The organism is Halorussus pelagicus (genome assembly GCF_004087835.1).
GTDB classification, from domain to species: domain Archaea; phylum Halobacteriota; class Halobacteria; order Halobacteriales; family Haladaptataceae; genus Halorussus; species Halorussus pelagicus.
Genome location: NZ_CP035119.1, coordinates 1,837,721 through 1,855,710, shown reverse-complemented (window position 1 = coordinate 1,855,710; position 17,990 = coordinate 1,837,721). Strand labels below are relative to the sequence as shown.

Annotated in this window: 19 protein-coding genes and 1 tRNA gene; 5 read left to right on the top strand and 15 right to left on the bottom strand. The window is 64.3% G+C overall.

Features of this window, described 5'->3' with window-relative positions:
* Window positions 1-16 precede the first annotated feature (16 nt).
* Complete coding sequence (locus EP007_RS09250; RefSeq protein WP_128477382.1) at window positions 17-1,459, top strand: LVIVD repeat-containing protein; 1,443 nt, start codon at window positions 17-19, stop codon at window positions 1,457-1,459.
* 40 nt (window positions 1,460-1,499) lie between these two features.
* Window positions 1,500-1,859 carry a NifU family protein gene (locus tag EP007_RS09245; protein WP_128477381.1) on the top strand — a complete coding sequence of 120 codons (360 nt, stop codon included), beginning with the start codon at window positions 1,500-1,502 and terminating at the stop codon, window positions 1,857-1,859.
* Between the two features lie 81 nt (window positions 1,860-1,940).
* Here EP007_RS09245 and EP007_RS09240 read toward each other — a convergent pair whose 3' ends face one another.
* The 8 genes from EP007_RS09240 to EP007_RS09205 all read right to left on the bottom strand — a co-directional run bounded on the left by EP007_RS09240 (window position 1,941) and on the right by EP007_RS09205 (window position 8,203).
* Entirely contained in the window at window positions 1,941-2,336 is a 396-nt protein-coding gene (locus EP007_RS09240) for a DUF5611 family protein (RefSeq protein WP_128477380.1), read from the bottom strand.
* A 113-nt stretch (window positions 2,337-2,449) separates the two neighbouring features.
* Window positions 2,450-3,538 carry a DUF7093 family protein gene (locus EP007_RS09235; protein ID WP_128477379.1) on the bottom strand — a complete coding sequence of 363 codons (1,089 nt, stop codon included), beginning with the start codon at window positions 3,536-3,538 and terminating at the stop codon, window positions 2,450-2,452.
* A 277-nt stretch (window positions 3,539-3,815) separates the two neighbouring features.
* Window positions 3,816-3,887: transfer RNA gene (locus tag EP007_RS09230), tRNA-Ala, on the bottom strand.
* 109 nt (window positions 3,888-3,996) lie between these two features.
* Window positions 3,997-4,620 carry a rhomboid family intramembrane serine protease gene (locus tag EP007_RS09225; protein ID WP_128477378.1) on the bottom strand — a complete coding sequence of 208 codons (624 nt, stop codon included), beginning with the start codon at window positions 4,618-4,620 and terminating at the stop codon, window positions 3,997-3,999.
* A gap of 226 nt (window positions 4,621-4,846) precedes the next feature.
* Window positions 4,847-5,155, bottom strand: coding sequence for a 30S ribosomal protein S10 (rpsJ, locus tag EP007_RS09220; RefSeq protein ID WP_115864703.1), 309 nt, complete (start codon window positions 5,153-5,155; stop codon window positions 4,847-4,849).
* A 3-nt stretch (window positions 5,156-5,158) separates the two neighbouring features.
* Entirely contained in the window at window positions 5,159-6,424 is a 1,266-nt protein-coding gene (tuf, locus tag EP007_RS09215; RefSeq protein WP_128477377.1) for a translation elongation factor EF-1 subunit alpha, read from the bottom strand.
* Between the two features lie 179 nt (window positions 6,425-6,603).
* The gene (locus EP007_RS09210; protein WP_128477376.1) at window positions 6,604-7,548 is read right to left on the bottom strand and encodes a homoserine dehydrogenase; all 945 of its coding nucleotides are present in this window, start codon (window positions 7,546-7,548) and stop codon (window positions 6,604-6,606) included.
* Window positions 7,549-7,660: 112 nt separating this feature from the next.
* Window positions 7,661-8,203 (bottom strand): amino acid-binding protein, encoded by a 543-nt coding sequence (locus EP007_RS09205; protein ID WP_128477375.1) that lies wholly within the window; start codon window positions 8,201-8,203, stop codon window positions 7,661-7,663.
* A gap of 325 nt (window positions 8,204-8,528) precedes the next feature.
* Here EP007_RS09205 and EP007_RS09200 point away from each other — a divergent pair, with 325 nt between their 5' ends.
* Window positions 8,529-9,191 (top strand): hypothetical protein, encoded by a 663-nt coding sequence (locus tag EP007_RS09200; protein ID WP_128477374.1) that lies wholly within the window; start codon window positions 8,529-8,531, stop codon window positions 9,189-9,191.
* 304 nt (window positions 9,192-9,495) lie between these two features.
* Window positions 9,496-9,798 carry a hypothetical protein gene (locus EP007_RS09195; RefSeq protein WP_128477373.1) on the top strand — a complete coding sequence of 101 codons (303 nt, stop codon included), beginning with the start codon at window positions 9,496-9,498 and terminating at the stop codon, window positions 9,796-9,798.
* Between the two features lie 254 nt (window positions 9,799-10,052).
* On the opposite strand, the gene EP007_RS09190 is transcribed toward EP007_RS09195, so the two are convergent.
* A complete protein-coding gene (locus EP007_RS09190) occupies window positions 10,053-12,239 on the bottom strand; it encodes an elongation factor EF-2 (protein WP_128477372.1) in 2,187 nt (728 codons plus the stop codon).
* A 200-nt stretch (window positions 12,240-12,439) separates the two neighbouring features.
* Between EP007_RS09190 and EP007_RS09185 the strand changes: the two genes are divergently transcribed.
* On the top strand, window positions 12,440-13,210 hold the full coding sequence (locus EP007_RS09185; protein WP_128477371.1) for a DUF5781 family protein: 771 nt from the start codon (window positions 12,440-12,442) through the stop codon (window positions 13,208-13,210).
* 8 nt (window positions 13,211-13,218) lie between these two features.
* Here the strand turns inward: EP007_RS09185 and EP007_RS09180 are convergent, their stop codons facing one another.
* The 6 genes from EP007_RS09180 to rpoA2 all read right to left on the bottom strand — a co-directional run bounded on the left by EP007_RS09180 (window position 13,219) and on the right by rpoA2 (window position 17,947).
* Window positions 13,219-13,443 (bottom strand): hypothetical protein, encoded by a 225-nt coding sequence (locus EP007_RS09180; protein WP_128477370.1) that lies wholly within the window; start codon window positions 13,441-13,443, stop codon window positions 13,219-13,221.
* A 135-nt stretch (window positions 13,444-13,578) separates the two neighbouring features.
* Window positions 13,579-14,928, bottom strand: a complete 1,350-nt coding sequence (locus EP007_RS09175; RefSeq protein WP_128477369.1) for a PQQ-dependent sugar dehydrogenase — start codon at window positions 14,926-14,928, stop codon at window positions 13,579-13,581.
* Between the two features lie 152 nt (window positions 14,929-15,080).
* The gene (locus tag EP007_RS09170; RefSeq protein ID WP_128477368.1) at window positions 15,081-15,698 is read right to left on the bottom strand and encodes a 30S ribosomal protein S7; all 618 of its coding nucleotides are present in this window, start codon (window positions 15,696-15,698) and stop codon (window positions 15,081-15,083) included.
* 2 nt (window positions 15,699-15,700) lie between these two features.
* Entirely contained in the window at window positions 15,701-16,129 is a 429-nt protein-coding gene (locus EP007_RS09165) for a 30S ribosomal protein S12 (RefSeq protein ID WP_128477367.1), read from the bottom strand.
* A 190-nt stretch (window positions 16,130-16,319) separates the two neighbouring features.
* Window positions 16,320-16,754 carry a NusA-like transcription termination signal-binding factor gene (locus EP007_RS09160; protein WP_128477366.1) on the bottom strand — a complete coding sequence of 145 codons (435 nt, stop codon included), beginning with the start codon at window positions 16,752-16,754 and terminating at the stop codon, window positions 16,320-16,322.
* 2 nt (window positions 16,755-16,756) lie between these two features.
* Window positions 16,757-17,947 (bottom strand): DNA-directed RNA polymerase subunit A'', encoded by a 1,191-nt coding sequence (gene rpoA2, locus EP007_RS09155; protein ID WP_128477365.1) that lies wholly within the window; start codon window positions 17,945-17,947, stop codon window positions 16,757-16,759.
* Window positions 17,948-17,990: the final 43 nt, after the last annotated feature.

Here is a 17,990-nt window from a genome sequence, read left to right as displayed (position 1 = left end):
GACCTATCTTCTCTCCATGCATCGCCGCGAGTTTCTGCGGAGGGTTTCGGGGGCAGTCGCACTCGCTTCGGTGGGAGTCGGATCGGCGGCCGCGACGGCGACGGCGCATCCGGGACCGTACCGGCCGCTGGGTCGCATTTCGATACCGAACGCGAAGGAGGCAGTTCCCGGCCCGGCGGGAGATTACACCTACGTCGCCACCACGGACGGGTTCGCGGTCGTAGACGTACAGATTCCGAGCGACCCGCGGGTGGTCGCGGAGCGAACGGACCTGCTGGCCGACCGCGAGACCGGGCCGCTCCGGAAGATTCAGGACCTGAAACTCGACGGCGACCGACTGGTCGTCGCGGGTCCAGCCGACCCCCTTCGAGGCGACGTGTTGCAGGGGTTCGCGCTCTACGACGTGAGCGACCCGACGAGTCCGGCGCAGGTCGCGTTCTACGAGACTCAGTTTCCGATACACAACTGCTGTTTCCGGGACGGCATCGTCTATCTCACCGGCAACGGTGCCGAGACCAACGCGCTCGTGACGGTGGACGCGAGCGACGACGACCTCGAAGAGGTCGGTCGCTGGTCGATAACCGACCAGAACGCGGCGTGGTCGGAAGTGCCCTCAAGCCTCTGGACGCTTCACGACGTGTGGGTACAGGACAGCCGGGCGTACCTCTCCCACTGGGACGCCGGAACGTACGTCGTGGACGTGAGCGACCCCGCGAACCCGGCGTTCGTCTCGCGGATCGGCGGGAGACCGGCCGAGGAACTTCGAAACCTCCCGGCCGAACAGTCCCGACAGGTCCTTCGACTGCCGGGCAACGCCCACTACGCGATGACCAACGAGAACGGAAGCCTGCTCGGCATCAACAAGGAGGCGTGGCAGTTCGACGGCGAGGGCCAACCGGGCGCTATCGAACTTTGGGACATCTCGGACGCGACGAACCCGGAGCGACTCTCGACCATCGACCCGCCGCGGTCGCCCGGCGCGTTCTCCGGGACGTGGACGACCTCGCACAACTTCGACATCGCGGGCGACCGACTGTTCTCGTCGTGGTATCAGGGCGGCGTGAAGATTCACGACATCTCGGACCCCACCAATCCCCGAGAGATAGCGTGGTGGCGACAACCCGAAGAGGCCTCGTTCTGGACCGCCAAGCGCGCGACCTCCGGGTTCTTCGTCGCCAGTAGCATGGGTCGGCAGTCCAACGAGATGGGCGGTCTCTACACCTTCCAGATAGAGGACGCGACCGACAAACCACAGAAGGACCCGCCGTCGCTGACCACGACCGCGAGCGGAACCGCCAGCGGCGGTTCCGGGACGACCACCGAGCAAGCCGCCTTCGAGGGCGAACGCACGACGAGCGCGTCCGACGACTCGTCTTCCGGCGAGGTCCCCGGTTTCGGCGTCCCTGCCGGAATCACGGCGCTTCTGGGCGCGGGCGCGTGGCGGAAGTTTAGGGAGTGAACCCAAAGTCCTACCACCCCTGCGACCCTACGCGTACGCCATGACCGACGACGATTCCCTGAAGGCCCGCGTCGAGAAGTGGCTGACCGGGCAGATGCCCATCATCAGCATGCACGGCGGCGAGAGCGCCGTCCAGAAGGCCGACCCCGAGAGCGGCGAGGTCGTCGTCGAGTTGGGCGGGGCCTGTTCGGGATGTGCCATCAGCCCCCGAACTGCCCAGAACATCAAAATCGACCTCGCCAAGGACTTCGAGGCGGTCGAAGACGTGACCGTCCGAGTCGCCGAAGACGGCACGAGCGGGTGGGACGTGGACCAGCCCGAGAGCGTGATGGGAATCGACCGCAACGAGGGCGGCCGCGGCGGGCGCGGCGAAGGCTCGCCAAACAGCGACCACTTCTGAAACTCGACTTCCCGAACCGCGTTCCGCGGGACCGTCGCTGGCCGACTCGGGAGAAGAGAAAAATAAAACGCGGCGACCGGATTATGAGACGCCGTCGGGTTTTTCGGCGTCGTCCTCGACCTGTCGCTTCAGCGAGTCGCGGCGGGCCTTGGCGTCGCGGCCCGTCGCTTCGAGCAGGAAGTCGTTTTTCTTGTCAACGGCGTCGGCCGCGGCGTCGGCGTTGCCCTCGGCGATTACCTCCTCGGCGTCGCGCTCCTCGAAGTGGACCGCGAGTTTGTCCTTCTTGCCGCTGTATTCGGCCGCGCCTGCGAGAATGCGGTCGAAGACCGGGTTGTCGGGGTCCGAGACGACGTAGAGTTCGTGGCCGTTGTGTTCCTCGGTTCCGGTAATCTCGCCGAAGTAATCCTCGACTTTCGCCTTCATATCCGGGATACGGTCCTCCAGATGTTCGCCGCGTCGCATCTTGTACTCTTTCATGGTAATCTCCCTTTGGATAGGGTGTGGTAAACCCTTTTCGCGTCGTTCTTCCTCTTGAATCCGACGTTTTCCTCGGTTCGCTCGGCTCCGCTTGCCCGGTTCGTTCGACCGCGCTACTCCTGTGCGAGATACCCGCGCGCACACTCGGGACAGATATCGCCCGCCCGGAGCGACGACCCGGCGACGGCCTGCCTGTAGTCGCATTCAGGGCAGACGAACTCAGCATCCACGTCGGGGTCGTCGGCCGGTCCCGACAGCGAGGGCGCGTCCGCGCCAGCAGAGATGCCCGAGGAGAGTTCCGTCCCGTCTCGTCGGGCGTCTTTCGACTGGAGCGCGTCGCCCTCGGCGTTGACGAACTCGACTTCCCCCGTTTCGTCGTCGTCAACTTCGGGCGCGGACTCGGGGGTCAGTCCGCCGCCGAACTGCACGTCGGCGTCCTCGGAGTCGCCGGGGTCCGCGTCGTACCCCTCGTCGGCGTCCTTGCGGCCGACCGCGGGCCAGTCACCGGGACCGTCGTCGGCCTCGGCGGGATGGGTCGTCTCTGACTCGGGCCACTCGCCGGGTGTCCGACCCTCGGCGTCGCTGGCCTCGCCGTCGTCGTCCAAGATGACGCCATCGTCGTCGGCCGCCGACGCCTCCTCGACGCTCTCGGCGGCGTCCGTGGTCTCGTCTCCTTCAACGTCTGCGCTCGGGCCGCCGGACGAGGACCCGCCCGACCCGGATGCGCCGTCGGACGGCGACCTGCCGGGGGAACCACCGGACGCCCCGGAGTCGGAGGAGTCGGTGAGGATTTCGGCGTCGTCCTCGCCAGCGGCCGCGGTGACCTCGGCGTCGGTGGCCGCGCCGATTTCGGACCCCACGGACGAATCGGCCGCGCCCGCGTTCGGGCCGCTCTCGACGCTCGGTCCCGTCCCCGCACCGGGACCGCCAGTCGGACGGGATTCGCCGGTCGCGCCGGACCCGCGCGACGCGTCGGACGGCGACTCCGCGTCGGCGTCGGACTCGGCGGCTTTGAGGTCGGGCGCGGGCGACTGGAGCGCGGTGACCTCCTTGTTCTCGGTGACTATTTTACGCTCGCCACAGCGCTCGCACTCTTCGAACTCCCGAACGGTGACGACGACTTCGCTTCCCTGCTCCTCGCGTTCCCGCTCGATTTCTGTCTCCCCGTAGCTGTGGCCGAGGAGCGAACACCGAATAGCCATTGTGCGTTTCCTTACGTTCATCCGTGGTAAACCCTGTGTTTCGGCGTATGACGGGCGTCAGACGGATTCAAACGACGGGGAGACGCGCCGAACAAAAGCGTCGGCCGAGGACCGGCTATCGGTCGATGTATCGATACGTTCGCAGACGACTCCATGCTCCGCTCGTCATCGTTGCGCCGCGAAAATGTAGTGGACTCACGGGGACTGAGCAAACGCGGTTTGTTTGCGAGGGTCGGCGAGTCCGCTGGCTGAGGCGAACGAAGTGAGCCGAGAGAAGTGGACTCGCGGGGATTTGAACCCCGGGCCTCTTCCTTGCGAAGGAAGCGATCTACCGCTGATCTACGAGCCCTCGTACGCAATAGTTCGTAACGCGCCCACTTATTAGAACCTTATGTTTCGGTGCGGGCGTGTTGTCGGGTATCCCGCCAACTGTTCACAGTCCGGCGCGAGCCACGACCTCACACGTTCAGCAGTCGCGCACGCCCGGCCACCGCGCCGAGGGCGAACCCGACGAAGTGCGCGACTAGCGCGACGCCGGGCGACGCCGTAAACAGAGTCACGACCCCGGCCAGCGCGAGCAAAAGCGCGACGCGCGCCCGAGGACTCAGCGGGAGGCGACCGAGAACCGCGTCGGTGACGGGGTTCCCCGCGAGCAGATAGCCGAGCAGGCCGAAGACGGCACCGCTCGCGCCGAGAACGACGGCTCCCGGACCGAGGACGCCAGCGACTGCCACCTGCGCGAGACCGGCAAGCATGCCCACGGACGCGAAGAACAGGTGGAACCGCACCGTCGTCGTCACGCGCTCGACGGCGAGACCAACCAACACGAGGACGACGGCGTTCGAGACGAGGTGGCCGACGCTCGCGTGGGCGTAGACGCTCACGAGGAGCGTCCACGGCCGGGCCGAGACCGAGGGACCGAGCGCGAACAGACCGAGTGCGAGACTCCGAGAGACGAGACCGACAACCGACTGGACCGCGAAGACGACGAGGAACACCGCGAGCGTCTGGACAGTCGGACTTCCGGCGAGCCACCCAGCGGAGTCGCGCTCGGGCGACTGTGGGTCATACCGGTGGCTCACGACCGACACCCTCAGCAGGAGCGAGACCGGTCGCTGGTCGGTACTGCGACATCGTTCCGGAGCGCACGTATCCGCCGTCGCACGGATGGGACTACGTCGGGCGCGGTCAAAAAGATCGGGGAGCGTCGCGCGTGCGCGGCTATGCGGAGCGAAGAAATGGAGAAATTTCCGCCGGTGATCGGCGGGGTCGAACTCCCTCGAACTGACAGGACCGGGAATCCGGCCCTCAGTCCTCGAGGACGATCTCGATGCTCACGTCGTTCGGAACCTGAATCCGCATGAGCTGACGGAGCGCACGTTCGTCGGCGTCGATGTCGATGAGACGCTTGTGGACGCGCATCTCCCAGTGCTCCCACGTCGCGGTCCCCTCACCGTCGGGGGACTTTCGGGTGGGCACTTCCAGCGTCTTGGTCGGAAGCGGGATGGGTCCCGAGAGCGAAACGCCGGTCTTGTTGGCGATTTCGCGGACATCGTCGCAGATGTCGTCGAGGTCTTCGGGACTGGTTCCCGCCAGTCGGACGCGTGCTTGCTGCATGCGTTATGGCTCGTTGACGCTGAGGACCTTACCAGCCGCGATGGTCTGACCCATGTCACGGATGGCGAAGCTGCCGAGTTCCGGAATCTCCGAAGACGGCTCGATGCTGAGGGGCTTTTGCGGTCGGACCGTGACGACCGCGGCGTCGCCGGACTGGATGAAGTCGGGGTTCTCCTCCGCGACCTCACCGCTGGACGGGTCCATCTTCTTGTCGATGGATTCGATGGTACACGCGACCTGCGCCGTGTGGGCGTGGAAGACCGGCGTGTAACCGTCGGTGATGACGCTCGGGTGCTGCATCACGACGATCTGGGCCTGGAACGTCTCGGCGACCGACGGCGGGTCGTCGGCGGGACCACAAACGTCACCGCGACGGATGTCGTCCTTGCCGATGCCGCGGACGTTGAATCCGACGTTGTCACCGGGTTCGGCCTTGGGCACCTCTTCGTGGTGCATCTCGATGGTCTTGACCTCTCCACCAACGTCGCTGGGCTGGAACGACACGTTGTCGCCCGTGTTCAGCAGACCGGTCTCGATACGTCCGACGGGGACGGTACCGATACCCGAGATGGTGTAAACGTCCTGAATCGGAAGCCGGAGCGGCGCGTCCGTCGGCGGTTCCGGAGGCTTAAGGTCGTTGAGTGCCTCGAGAAGCGTCTCGTCGTCGTACCAAGCCGTGTTGTCGGACGCTTCGGCGATGTTGTCGCCCTCGAAGGCGGAAATCGGGATGAAGCTCGCGTCGTCGGTGTTGAACTGAACCTGCTTGAGCAGGTCCTGAACCTCGGAGACGACCTCCTTGTACGAGGACTCCTCGTAGTCAACGAGGTCCATCTTGTTGATGCCGACGATGAGTTCGTCGATACCGAGGGTACGGGCCAGGAAGACGTGCTCCTGAGTCTGGGGCGCGACACCGTCGTCGGCGGCGACGACGAGGACCGCGTTGTCAGCCTGAGACGCGCCCGTGATCATGTTCTTCACGAAGTCGCGGTGGCCGGGACAGTCCACGATGGTGAAGTCGTAGGCGTCCGTGCTGAACTCCTGATGGGCGATGTCGATGGTGACACCGCGCTCTCGCTCTTCGGCGAGGTTGTCCATGACGTAGGCGAACTCGAAGCCGCCCTTGCCCTTCTCCTCGGCCTCTTCTTTGTGCTGTTCGATGACGTGCTCGGGTACGCTCCCTGTCTCGTAGAGGAGTCGCCCCACGAGCGTGCTCTTTCCGTGGTCGACGTGGCCGATGATGGCCAGATTCTGGTGTTGTTCGTCGCTCATTTGTATCTCACGCGCAGACGCGCTCTGTCGGTATCTTTTGGCAGAAGCAGTTAAAACCATTTCGATACGCTACGCTGGCGGTCCCGTCGCCGTCTCGCGTTTAGTGCTAGACAACCGCATGATTCGACCCGAAACGGAGGAGCCAAACGAGGTCCCGTCCACCCGTTGAACCGGCCCTATTAGTTCCCGAGGCGGTTCACGTCCGCGAGCACTGCGGTCGCGGTCTCCGGGCCGCCCGCGCCTCGTCCGCTCAGGTTGAGTCGCCCCGCGTGGTCGGTCTCCAGTTGGACGATGTTGCGCGTCCCCGAGACCGCCAGCGTCCCGTTCTCAGGGACGAGTCGCGGTCCCACCCGGACGCCGTCGGGCGTCGCCTCGCCGATGAGACGAATCGTCCGCCCGTCTTCGGCCGCGAGTTCGAGCGCGTTGCCCGGCAGTTCCGCGATTCCCTCCACGTCGGCGTCGCCCAGCGAGTATTCTCGGTCTCCGAGGACGTTCGCCAGAATGACGCACTTGAGCGCGGCGTCGGTGCCGTTCACGTCGAAGGAAGGGTCGGCCTCCGCGACGCCGAGGTCTTGGGCCTCCGCGAGGACGTGTTCGTAGCCCAGACCCTCGGCGGCCATCCGCGAGAGGACGAAGTTCGCGGTCCCGTTGAGGACGCCGCGCGCGGCCGAGATGCTGTCCGGGCCGTAGCTCTCGACCGTCGAGAGGACGGGAATCGCGCCGCCGACCGTCGCCTCGAACATGACCGACCCTTCGCTGTCACGCTCCAGTTCCCGAAGGTCGGCGTACCGCTCGGCGACCGGTCCCTTGTTCGCCAGCACGACATGGCGGTCCGCTTCGAGCGCCGCGCGAACATGTCCGAATCCGGGTTCGGCGTCGCCGAGCGTCGTCGGCGTGGCCTCGACCAGCGCGTCGTACTCGGCGTCGAGCGCGTCCGCGGGCGCGGCCGACCCGACGCGACGGGTCTCCTCTTTCTGTGCGAGCGCGGCCGCTACGTCGATTCCGTCCGCGTCCACCGCGGCGCTGGTCGAGTCGGCCAGCGCCGTGACCTCGTGGCCGTACTCGGCGGCGAGGTCGGCGACCGACCGGCCGACCGCGCCCGCGCCGAGAACCGCTAGCTTCACGCGAGCCACCCCCGGTGGCGAGCGTGAACTCGAAAGTCCCAGACCCGCGCAGGAAGCGAACGCAAGCGGCGAAGCCGCGAGCGAGCGACCGAGCAGGAACGGCTTTCGGTGTTCATGCGGACCCCTCCAGTTCCGTCAGGGGTTCGACCACGCGCAACTCCTTGCTGTCGGCGACCTCTCGGACTGCACCGACCACCGCGCCGGTCGAACCGGTCTCGGCCGCGAGTCGGAGACGCGCGCTCGACACGTCGCTGGTGCCGCCCGGCGCGGACAGCGACACGTCGGAGACGGAGGCGTCGGCCTTCGACTCAATGGACGAGAGCGTCTCCGAGAGGTCGCTCTCGATGACATCGCCGACGAGCAGAACCGTCACCTCCTCGCCGTAGCGCTCCGCGCCCGCCTGAATCACGTTGACGCCAGTCTCACGAAGTTCCGTGACGATTGCGTCGAAGCGGTCGGGCGGACACTCCAAATCGACCTCGACCGGGATGTACCCTCGCGGAGTGACGTTGCCCCGCTCGTGGAAGACCGACAGCAGGTTACCTCCCCGTTCGGCAATCGGCTCCAGAGCTCGCAGTAATTCTCCGGGTTCGTCCTCCAATTCGAACCGGACGGTGTATGGTTTCGGTTGCACGGTGTCTTCGGATGGACTCACGTCTGGCCCACCTCCGGACGAACCCCCGGTGACGACTGCGTCGACGCTGTCGTCCGCGGCGAAGTACGGCCGACTGGCTCAGTCGCTATGCACTGTTTGGGGGTTGCGTCCATTAACATCGATGCTGTATATCCCCTGACCGGGTAAAAGCCTTCCCGGAACGACAGACTTTGCCACTCCGACGCCGCAACTGCCCCGAGTACCCACGTGAACTGCCACCTTCCGCTGGCTGACAGACACTTATTTTATAACATTTAAAATTAGAATTATATAATTTCTAGTTAGAAATAATTAAATAAATCCTGTAGAAGTTATGTGATGTAGTATGTCTAGTGAGTCAAACCGCGATGACAGCATAAATCGGCGAAACATCCTCAAGGGCGTCGCAGGCGGGGCAATGGCCTCCTTTGCAGCTTCCAGTAGTGCGGTGGCTGAGGAAGGTATCTCGCAAACGGAGGTCGAGCGCGCCACGGCAGGCTACCGCGAAATCGGAGCGGTCCAACAAGCGTTCGACGAGCAGTCTGATCTCTTGGCGGACGTGGCCGAGGCAGGCCTCATTGAGGAGGCGTCTGTCGATGCTCTCGGGTTGACTGAACTTCGTGAACCGGCCCCCGAGTACGACGGTGAGGGCGTCACCTACGGTGCGAAGACGGTCGACGGTAGGCTCACTCCAGAGGTTCGGTTCTTCCGAAACCTTGAGGAGGGCGTTCTCACCGTGGCCGTGCTCCCAGAGGTCGAGGACGGATACGCCGTATTGAACCCCCACGAGGAGGACGGCCCTGTCGAGATTCAGTCAGTCGACGGTGAGGCCTCCTGTGGCGACTGCGCAAACAACAAGTGTTGTCAGGAGTGTGGGTACGAGTGCTGTAACTGTTGTGGGTGCGAACCCTGCGACCAATGTATGAGTTGCACTTGTGGGATGTGTTACACCTGCGTTGACTGCCAGTGCTGTGAGTGTGGACTGAACTGTGCTGGTGAGTGTGTCTAACAGGAGTAGCACTCGCAACGCGTCTGCCTGACGCAGTCGGTCGATACCTCATCCCGTCCTTCCCGCTGACCGACTTGTCCTTCCAGAAGAGACGTATTGTATTAACTACTGCTGCCGTATCTTTCCGTTTCTACTATCGAACCGCGGCTAGATGGCCATTGCAACTCCCATTCTGTTGTTACGTAGTTCAGTACGCAGTATTCCAACTTTTGCCGAGATGGGCGGAGCTATTAGATGGCGTATATGGAACCACGTCCGAGCGCTTTCGAATTGTTTTTTACTAACAGTAATAGAATGAGGGGATATGGGATACGAGTTTCTTAAAAAGGACTGGGAATCTAGATGGGCGCCGTACCGCGACCTCATTGGATGGGTTGTCGGCCTCGCCGTACTGGACGGCCCCGGACTCTACTGGCTGTACGTACTCGTCGATTCCCTCCGGAGTGCGGAGTCGCGTGCTTTCTGGTTCGGACCCACGCCGACCGGTGAACCGAGCGTGTTCGTAAATAACGTGGGAGCGGTCGTGCTGTTCGTACTCTGGACGGCCCTCGTGCTGGCGCTGTTCGCCCGGCCCGTCGCCCAGACTGCCAGCGAGATCCGGGGATGACGGAACCTCAACAGGGAAGGAGACGAGCGATTTCTGCTTCAGTGCGGGCCGTCCATCGGAACGATGTTCGGAACCAGCGCCTGCTTGGTACAGTCCGACAGGTAGATCGTGACACGTCTCGACAAGCCGACGTGCGCTGGCGAGTGGCTTGAGTCTACGGCGCGTACACGGCGTCACGCGACGCCGGAGCGGACTCAAGATGGGTCTGGACACACCGAAAACGGAAGAAGAACGACGGAGAGAGACGGCGGCGCTTAGAAGTAGTTGATCGCTTCGGGCAGTTCGAGTTTCATGCCCTTGCGTTCGCGGATCTCCATGATGGTCTCGGTCTGGAGGTTGTCGGCCATGACCTCGAACCCGGCGTTCTCGGTGTTCCACGACGCGCGACCCTCGGTCGCGCTCCGGATGTCCGAGGAGAAGCCGATCATCTCGTCAACAGGCGCGATGCCCTCGACGACCATCAGGTCGCCCTCTTGGTACATGTCGTCAACGCGGCCACGGCGACCCTGAATCTCGCCGGAGGCGGCACCCATGTACTCGTTGGGCACGTCGATGCGCACGTCCTGCATCGGTTCGAGCAGTCGAACTTCGCCCTGAGCGAGGGCGTTGTGGACCGCGTTACGGACCGCAGGGATGACCTGCGCCGGACCGCGATGGATGGTGTCCTCGTGGAGCTTGGCGTCTTCCAGTCGGAGAAGCGTCCCCTGTACGGGTTCGGCGGCCAGCGGACCGTCGTCGAGCGCCTCTTCGAGACCCTCGATGACGAGTTCCATCGTCTCGTTGAGGTGCTGGATACCCTTCGTGTCGTCGATGAGGATGTTGGTCCCGTGGATGTGCTCGACGTTCTGGGACATGTCCTTCTGCATGCCCGCGTCCTGAAGGGCCTCACGGCGCTCCTGTTCGGGCATGTCCATCGACACGTCGCCGAGCTTGATCTTCTCGATGATCTCCTCGGTGAGCGGCTGGGCCTGAATGTAGAAACGGTTGTGGCGGTTCGGCGAGATGCCCTCGATGACCTCGGTCATCTCCTGAATGGCCTCGCGGAACACGACGATAGGTTCGCCGGTGTTGACCGGGATGCCCTGATTGCGCTCGATGCGCTGGGTGATGACTTCGAGGTGAAGCTCGCCCTGCCCGGAGATGAGGTGTTCGCCGGTGTCCTCGTTAATCGTGACCTGAATGGTCGGGTCCTCCTTCGAGACCTGTCGGAGCGTCTCGATGAGCTTCGGCAGGTCGTCCATGTTCTTGGCCTCGACGGACTTGGTGATGACCGGCTCCGAGATGTGTTCGATGGACTCGAACGGCGTCATCTCGGTGCTGGACACCGTGGAACCGGCGATGGCGTCTTTAAGACCTGTGACGGCGGCGATGTTCCCGGCGGGAACGCGGTCCACTTCCTCGCGCTCGCCACCCATGTAGATGCCGACGCTCTGGATGCGGTTCTTCCCGGCAGTACCGGAGACGTAGAGTTCTTGGCCCTTCTCCAGCGTACCCGAGAAGACGCGGCCAGCGGCGATCTCGCCCGCGTGGGGGTCAACGCCGATGTCGGTGACCATCAGGACGACTTCGCCCTCTTCGTCAACCAGACGCATCCCCTCGGCGAGTTCCGAGGAGTCGTCGCCGCGCCAGATACGCGGGATACGACGGGGCTGGGCGTCGATGGGGTTCGGGAAGTGCTCACAGACCATGTCGAGCACAACGTCCGAGAGCGGCGTACGCTCGTGAAGCTCTTGGCGCTTGTCGGCGCGCTCCAGTTCCATGATGTCGCCGAAGTCCATTCCGGTGCGCTGCATCGACGGCATCGAGACGCCCCACTTGTAAAGGGCGGAACCGAAGCCGACCGTTCCCTCCTCGACGGAGACGGTCCAGTCTTCGATGTCGTCCATCTCCTCGGTCATGCCGCGAATCAGCTCGTTCACGTCGTCGATGACGCTGAGCAGGCGGCGCTGCATCTCCTCGGGACCCTCCTGAAGCTCCGAGATGAGTCGGTCAACCTTGTTGATGAACAGGGTCGGCTTGACGCCCTCGCGGAGCGCCTGTCGGAGGACGGTCTCGGTCTGGGGCATCGCGCCCTCGACCGCGTCCACCACGACGAGCGCGCCGTCAACGGCGCGCATCGCTCGGGTCACGTCGCCACCGAAGTCAACGTGGCCGGGCGTGTCGATGAGGTTGATGAGGTGGTTGGTGTCCTCGTACTCGTGGGTCATGGACACGTTCGCGGCGTCGATGGTGATACCGCGTTCCTGCTCGTCTTCCTCGGTGTCCATCATCAACTGCGTCGCCTCGCCCTGATCGGCGATCATGCCTGCACCGGCGAGAAGGTTGTCCGTCAGCGTTGTCTTACCGTGGTCGACGTGTGCGGCGATAGCGATGTTCCGGATGTGCTCCGGTTCGTCCATCAGTCGCTCGCACTGTTCGACGATCTTCTTTCGTCTTCCCATTATGGGTCTTCTACCCGAAGGAAGTTGAAAAGCGTAGTGTTTCGCCGTGGGCGTGCATGTGGGGGAGTGACGTAGCCGTAGCAGGTAAATTGAATAGGTATTTTATGCGGATTGAACGCCGTCCAGCGCGTAATAGGCACCGGCAACGCGCCCCGACCAACGCAAGAGTCATACCGGTCGAAGCCTTGTCATAGATGCACATGGAGGTTCACGTCCACGGTCCGGGTCCGGCCGCGCCCTTCCTTCGCGCCCGCGACATCTTCGAGACCGAACACGACCTCGACTCGCCAGTTCACGTCCGCGTCCGGGAGAACCCCGACGAGCGGACGTGGACTTCCCACCCCGACGACCACGTCCTGAACATCTCCCGGCAGGCCGCGACCAGCGCGATGGCCCCCGAACTCGCGCTCCACGAGTTCGCCCACATGGCCCGCCACGAGCAGGACCACCCCTCTCACACCCAATCAACCGAGGAAGTGCTGTTCCTCGCGCTCTCGGGCAAGTCGGTCGAGCGCAGACTGGTGACCCACTGCTACCAGATAGCGAACCACATGAAGGACATCTACGCCGACGACATCACGCTCCGTGTGGGACCGACCGACAAACTCGTCTCGTTCCTCGAATCCGAACTCGCCGCGGCGGTCGCCGACCGGCCCGCGAGCGGAGAGGACGCCCCCGCCAGCGGGCGGGAGGGTCTCCGAATCACCAGCACGGCCGACCCAGAGATAACCGCGGTCAACGCCGCGTTCGCCCTCGCGCTGGTCGAGCGCCACGACCTCGTGGACGCCGACCACCGACTGTACGACCTCGCGCACGCGGCCGCGAACGACGCGCCAGAGGTCAGCCTCTCGGCGTTCAAACACCGCTTCAAGTCGCTCGGGCCGGACCCCGACGAGAGCGAGTATCGGCGCTCGCTAGTCGAGGCGACCCGCGAGTACGCGGTCGGCGGCGGAGAACAGGCGGCGGACTGAGTCGCGCCCTACGCAAACTCGGCCAGCGCGAGGAGGACGCTCGGCGCGACCAACAGGACGAGTCCGCCGACAATGAGCAGGGCCGGAACGACGAGCAGGCCCATCTCGGTGAACAGCCAGAGACCGACGCCGCCGAGGAGCGCGAGCAACCCGACCAGTCGAAGGAGCCACGTCACGAGTCCTTCGAGACCGGCGTCCGCAACGAGGTCTACGACTTCGAGCGCTTCGTCCATGACAGCGGGGTCTGCAAACGCCAGCCACTTCAACGATGTGGCGACGCCGATACGTTCGACTGTAGGACGGCGATGCGCTCCGGGACGTGACCGACCCGCTGACCGAGTGCGAACTCGTTTAGTCCCGGCGAAAAACTACCCGTCGTCCGGGGTCAGTCTGACCAGCACGTCGTCGCGCTGGCGGGGGAAAGAGTCGCCCTTCGGCCTGCCGTCGCGGTTCGATGTGAGCGCGTAGAGGTGGCCGTCCGGTCCCTGTTCGACGTGGCGCACCCGACCGAGAACGTCGGTCAGCGTCCAGTGGGCCGTCGCCGCGTGGCTATCGTCCAACCAGTCGGCGTCGAAGGCCATCGCACGCTCGTCGCCGACCGGCGGAAGGTCGTCGGCGTCGTCGGCCAGCGTGACGACGTTGACTCGCTGGCCGATGAGCGCCCCGAAGACGAACCGGTTTCGCCACTCCGGAATCGCGTCGCCGGTGTAGAAGACGCCGCCGCAGACGCCCCACGACTCCGAGGTGTTGACGAGCGGTCGGCGGAAGTCGGTTCCGGCGTACTGCTCGCGCGTACGGGCCTCGGGCCACCCGTAGTTCGCGCCGGGCGCGAGGAGGTTCACCTCGTCGTGGCCGTCCGGCCCGTGTTCGGTGATGACCGGCGTCGCGTCGGGAAGCCACGTAATACACTGCGGGTTGCGGTGGCCGTAGGTGTAGATGCGCGAGTCCGAATCGTCGCCCGGTAGGTCGGGGTTTTCCGGTGCGGGGTCGCCCACCGCGTTCACCCGGAGGACGCTCCCGGCGAGCGAACTCGTGTCCTGCGCGAGTTGGCCCTGTCCGGCGTCGCCGGTCGTTATCCAGAGGTAGTTCTCGGGACCGAACGCGATTCGACCGCCGTTGTGGACGCTGTCGGCCGGAATGTCGTCCACGACGACGCGCCCGGTGCTGGCGGGGTCCTCGGCGTCCACGTCGTACCGGACCACACGGTTTACGGGACCGTCGCCGGTCTTCGCGGTGAAGTAGACGAAGAGGTAGGGCGCGTCGGGGTACTTGGGGTGGACCGCGACGCCGAGCATCCCGCCCTCGCCGCCTTCGAGGAACCACGTCTCCCAGTGGGGTTGGTCGTCGGGACCGGGAGCCATCGCTTCGGCGTCAATGACCGAGTCGGGTGACGCGACCGTTTCGAGACCATCGCCGTCGAAGCGCCGGACGCGCCCGGTCCGCTCGGTGACGAACAGTTCGCCCTTCGGCGCGAACGCGAGGTCCCACGGGATTTCGAGGTTCTCGACCAGTACCTCGGGCGTCACCGACGCCGCGAGCGGCGACTCCGGCGACGGTGTCCACTCGGGGTCGTAGCGCGACCACTCCGCGGCGGTGTGGTTCAGTTCGTACTCGGGACCGTCGTCGCTCTCGGCGAGTCGCCCGCAACCGGCGAGACCGGCCGCACCGACGGCGGCGAGAAATCCTCGTCGCGTCCGTCCGGTCGAGGTTTCGTCCATGACTGACCGTGATTTTAGGCCAACCTAAAAATACCGATATTCCGTCGAGCGACTGCGACTCGCCGTTCGAGACGAGCGGGTCGCATCGAGAGCGCCCGGTCCTCGAGACAGTCGAAACTACCGAAACGCGAGAACTGAAGAGAAGAACCGAGTTAGCGGGCCGCGGCCGCGACGCGCTCTTTCTCTTCTTTCTGGTTGATGGCGTAGGTCTGTACGTCGTAGTTGGCCGCACCGACGAGTTGGTCGGCCAGCGCCTCGGCCGCGTCGGTCGAGGTCTTGAACGACGAACTGTGGACGCCCTCAGCGATGTACTTCAGGGCCTGATCGACGCGGCGCTGCGGGGCCACGTCTACTGCTTTCGGGACGGAGATGCCACCGTACTTCAGGCGGACGGTCTCCTCGCGCGGGGCCGCGTTCTCGACCGCGGTAACGAGAACCTGAACGGGGTTCTCCTCGGTGCGGTCGTGAATCTTCTGGAACGCGTCGCGGGTAATCTGCATCGTCTTCTGCTTCTTGCCGGTGTTCTCCTCGGTCTGCATCAGACGGTTGATGAGACGCTCGGCGATGGACACCTCGCTCTTCTGGAACTGCTTGGAAGCGTGGCGGCCCATCGTGTGTGCGACCGGCGTAACCGTGATGTAGCGCTCGGTCGAGGGGTCGTCGTACTCGATGTTGGTAACGTCCCACTCGCCGAACAGCTCTGCGACGGCCGTTCCCTCTTCGTCCGTGCCCGCCGGTTTGTCGGGGTCGGGCTGGTCTTCTGCTGCCATAATTATCGCACCGGTTTCTCCGCGTTCCCGCGGACGAGTTCTTCCATGCTCACGCCGTTAACCTTCTCTACCTTGTAGTTGACGCCGGAGAGGTCGCCCATCGCACGACCCTTCGCGCCACCGATGCCCGCGATGGTGACCTCGTCGTGTTCGTCGATGAACGAGATTGCACCGTCGCCGGGGCAGAAGGCGGTGACCTGCTTGCCGTTCTTGATGAGCTGAACCCGGACGCACTTCCGGATGGCGGAGTTGGGCTGTTTGGCCTCGATGCCCACTTTTTCGAGAACGATACCTCGGCCCTGCGGCGCGCCTTCGAGGGGGTCGGACTTCTCCCCGAGACCACGCTCGCGTCGGGCGTAATCGGAGTCGGACCACCGGTGGTTCTGGCGGTCCTTCCGTAGCTTACGAGCTGCGTACTTGCCGTTCGCCATATGACGTGTGCTATCCGTCCGAGCTACTTAAGCCTCCCTCTTTCCGGACGGCGAGACCGTCGCATATCGCTGTAGCGGGGTCGATTACGGAATCTGAGCGCGTTTCAGAGAAACGTTTTGCGCGCCGCTTAGGTTCGGTTCGGTCAGGAAATTCGCTCGCAGGCCAAAAATCGGGGGCGACGACGCCGGGTTACGTCAACTGGATATCGTCGATGTCGTAGTGGCGCTTGGCCAGTTTCTCCGCCGTCGTGATGTTCTTCCCGCCCTCGCCGATGGCGACGCCGGTGTCCGCCGAATCCACCTCGGCGTACGCGATGGTGTCGTCGTCCTCGCTGACGGTGACGTTGTACACCGCCGCGGGCGCGAGCGCGTTGGCGACGAACGCCTCGGGCGTGTCGGCGTCCTCGACCAGTACGACCTCGCGGTCCAACTGGGACTCGACCGCTCGGACCGTCTCGCCGCCCGACCCGATGGCCTTGGCCATGTCGCCGGGTTTGACGAGGAAGACGACCCGCTCGTCGCCGTCGCTCTCCTCGAAGACGACGCAGTCGCGGGCGGTCGCGCCCGTCTCGTCCTCGAAGAGGGCGATGAACTGCCGGGCCGTGTCCGAGAGCGTGACGACCATGCTCAGTCCGAGGCTTCGGGTTCGGTGTTCGGCTTGGACCCCATCCGGAGGTCCACGTCGCCGGTCCCGAGTTTGATGGGCTTGCCCACAATGACGTTCTCAGTGACGCCGTTGAGGTCGTCAACCTCGCCGTGGATGGCGGCGTCGAGCAGGTGGTTGACCGTGACCTCGAACGCCGCACGCGCGAGAACCGAATCCTTGCTCCCGGAGATGCCGTGGCGACCGATGGACTCGATGGTCCCCTGATTGGTCATGATGTCGGCGACCAACATTAGGTGCCGGATGTTCACGTCGTCCAGCCCCTGCTCTTCGAGGGTGTTCATCGTCTCCTCGATGATGGACTCGCGGGCCGCCTCGATGCCGAGATTCTTGCGAATCTCGTGGATGTTGTTCGTCGTGGTCCGCGAAGCATCGACGCCCTCGATTTCGATAACGTCGCCGAACGCCGACCCCTCGGTGTAGAGGACGAACTCCTCGCCCACGTCGAGTTGTTCTTTGCGAATGACGACGCGAGTGATGTCCTCGATGCCCTTGAACACGATGTCCCGAAGCTGTTCGACCAGTTGGAGCAGCTCCCGATAGCTCGGTTCCTGCGGACCGAACTCGATGACCGCGCCCTTCTGGGTAGTCTGGACGCCGAGTTCGTCCTCGATGATGCCCGAAATCTCGTCGGGAGTAATCATCCGCTCTTTGAGGGTGTCCTCGTTGAGGTCGATGGAGACGATCATGTCAGCGACGTTGGTCGAGATGTCACCGAGCGCCAGAATCTTGGTCGCCTCGATCTGCCAGACGACCTCGTGGGCCTTCTCGCGGTCGGTCGCGTACTCGTCGTCCAGATGGACCGTCATCATCGGCGTGTCGGGAGTCTTCCGCGCGTCCACCAACTCAATGAGTCGCGGAAGACCCTGCGTCACGTCGATTTCCGCCACGCCCGCGTAGTGGAACGTGTTCATCGTCATCTGGGTTCCCGGCTCCCCGATACTCTGGGCCGAGACGGTTCCCACCGGGTCGAGCGGATCGACGCGCGTGTCGAGATACCGGTTCTCGACGGCGCGCGCGATCTGGTCGGCCTGCTCGGCGGTCACGGCGTCGCGGGCTTCTACGGTGCTGTACACCTCGTCTTTCAGCCGTCGCGGGAGGTCGGTGTCCTCGACGACGGTCTCGATGTCCTCGGATACGTCGTATTCTGTCATGTGTGGCGTGGGCGCGAATTGATTGGGTATGTTGGTCGGGAAG

What these genes read in the sequence shown, in the direction of transcription:
- EP007_RS09250 (WP_128477382.1), top strand. Translation starts at nt 17, where the DNA reads ATGCATCGCCGCGAGTTTCTGCGGAGGGTTTCGGGGGCAGTCGCACTC.
- EP007_RS09245 (WP_128477381.1), top strand. Translation starts at nt 1,500, where the DNA reads ATGACCGACGACGATTCCCTGAAGGCCCGCGTCGAGAAGTGGCTGACC.
- EP007_RS09240 (WP_128477380.1), bottom strand. Translation starts at nt 2,336, where the DNA reads ATGAAAGAGTACAAGATGCGACGCGGCGAACATCTGGAGGACCGTATC.
- EP007_RS09235 (WP_128477379.1), bottom strand. Translation starts at nt 3,538, where the DNA reads ATGGCTATTCGGTGTTCGCTCCTCGGCCACAGCTACGGGGAGACAGAA.
- rpsJ (WP_115864703.1), bottom strand. Translation starts at nt 5,155, where the DNA reads ATGCAGCAAGCACGCGTCCGACTGGCGGGAACCAGTCCCGAAGACCTC.
- tuf (WP_128477377.1), bottom strand. Translation starts at nt 6,424, where the DNA reads ATGAGCGACGAACAACACCAGAATCTGGCCATCATCGGCCACGTCGAC.
- EP007_RS09200 (WP_128477374.1), top strand. Translation starts at nt 8,529, where the DNA reads ATGTCTAGTGAGTCAAACCGCGATGACAGCATAAATCGGCGAAACATC.
- EP007_RS09195 (WP_128477373.1), top strand. Translation starts at nt 9,496, where the DNA reads ATGGGATACGAGTTTCTTAAAAAGGACTGGGAATCTAGATGGGCGCCG.
- EP007_RS09190 (WP_128477372.1), bottom strand. Translation starts at nt 12,239, where the DNA reads ATGGGAAGACGAAAGAAGATCGTCGAACAGTGCGAGCGACTGATGGAC.
- EP007_RS09185 (WP_128477371.1), top strand. Translation starts at nt 12,440, where the DNA reads ATGGAGGTTCACGTCCACGGTCCGGGTCCGGCCGCGCCCTTCCTTCGC.
- EP007_RS09180 (WP_128477370.1), bottom strand. Translation starts at nt 13,443, where the DNA reads ATGGACGAAGCGCTCGAAGTCGTAGACCTCGTTGCGGACGCCGGTCTC.
- EP007_RS09175 (WP_128477369.1), bottom strand. Translation starts at nt 14,928, where the DNA reads ATGGACGAAACCTCGACCGGACGGACGCGACGAGGATTTCTCGCCGCC.
- EP007_RS09170 (WP_128477368.1), bottom strand. Translation starts at nt 15,698, where the DNA reads ATGGCAGCAGAAGACCAGCCCGACCCCGACAAACCGGCGGGCACGGAC.
- EP007_RS09165 (WP_128477367.1), bottom strand. Translation starts at nt 16,129, where the DNA reads ATGGCGAACGGCAAGTACGCAGCTCGTAAGCTACGGAAGGACCGCCAG.
- EP007_RS09160 (WP_128477366.1), bottom strand. Translation starts at nt 16,754, where the DNA reads ATGGTCGTCACGCTCTCGGACACGGCCCGGCAGTTCATCGCCCTCTTC.
- rpoA2 (WP_128477365.1), bottom strand. Translation starts at nt 17,947, where the DNA reads ATGACAGAATACGACGTATCCGAGGACATCGAGACCGTCGTCGAGGAC.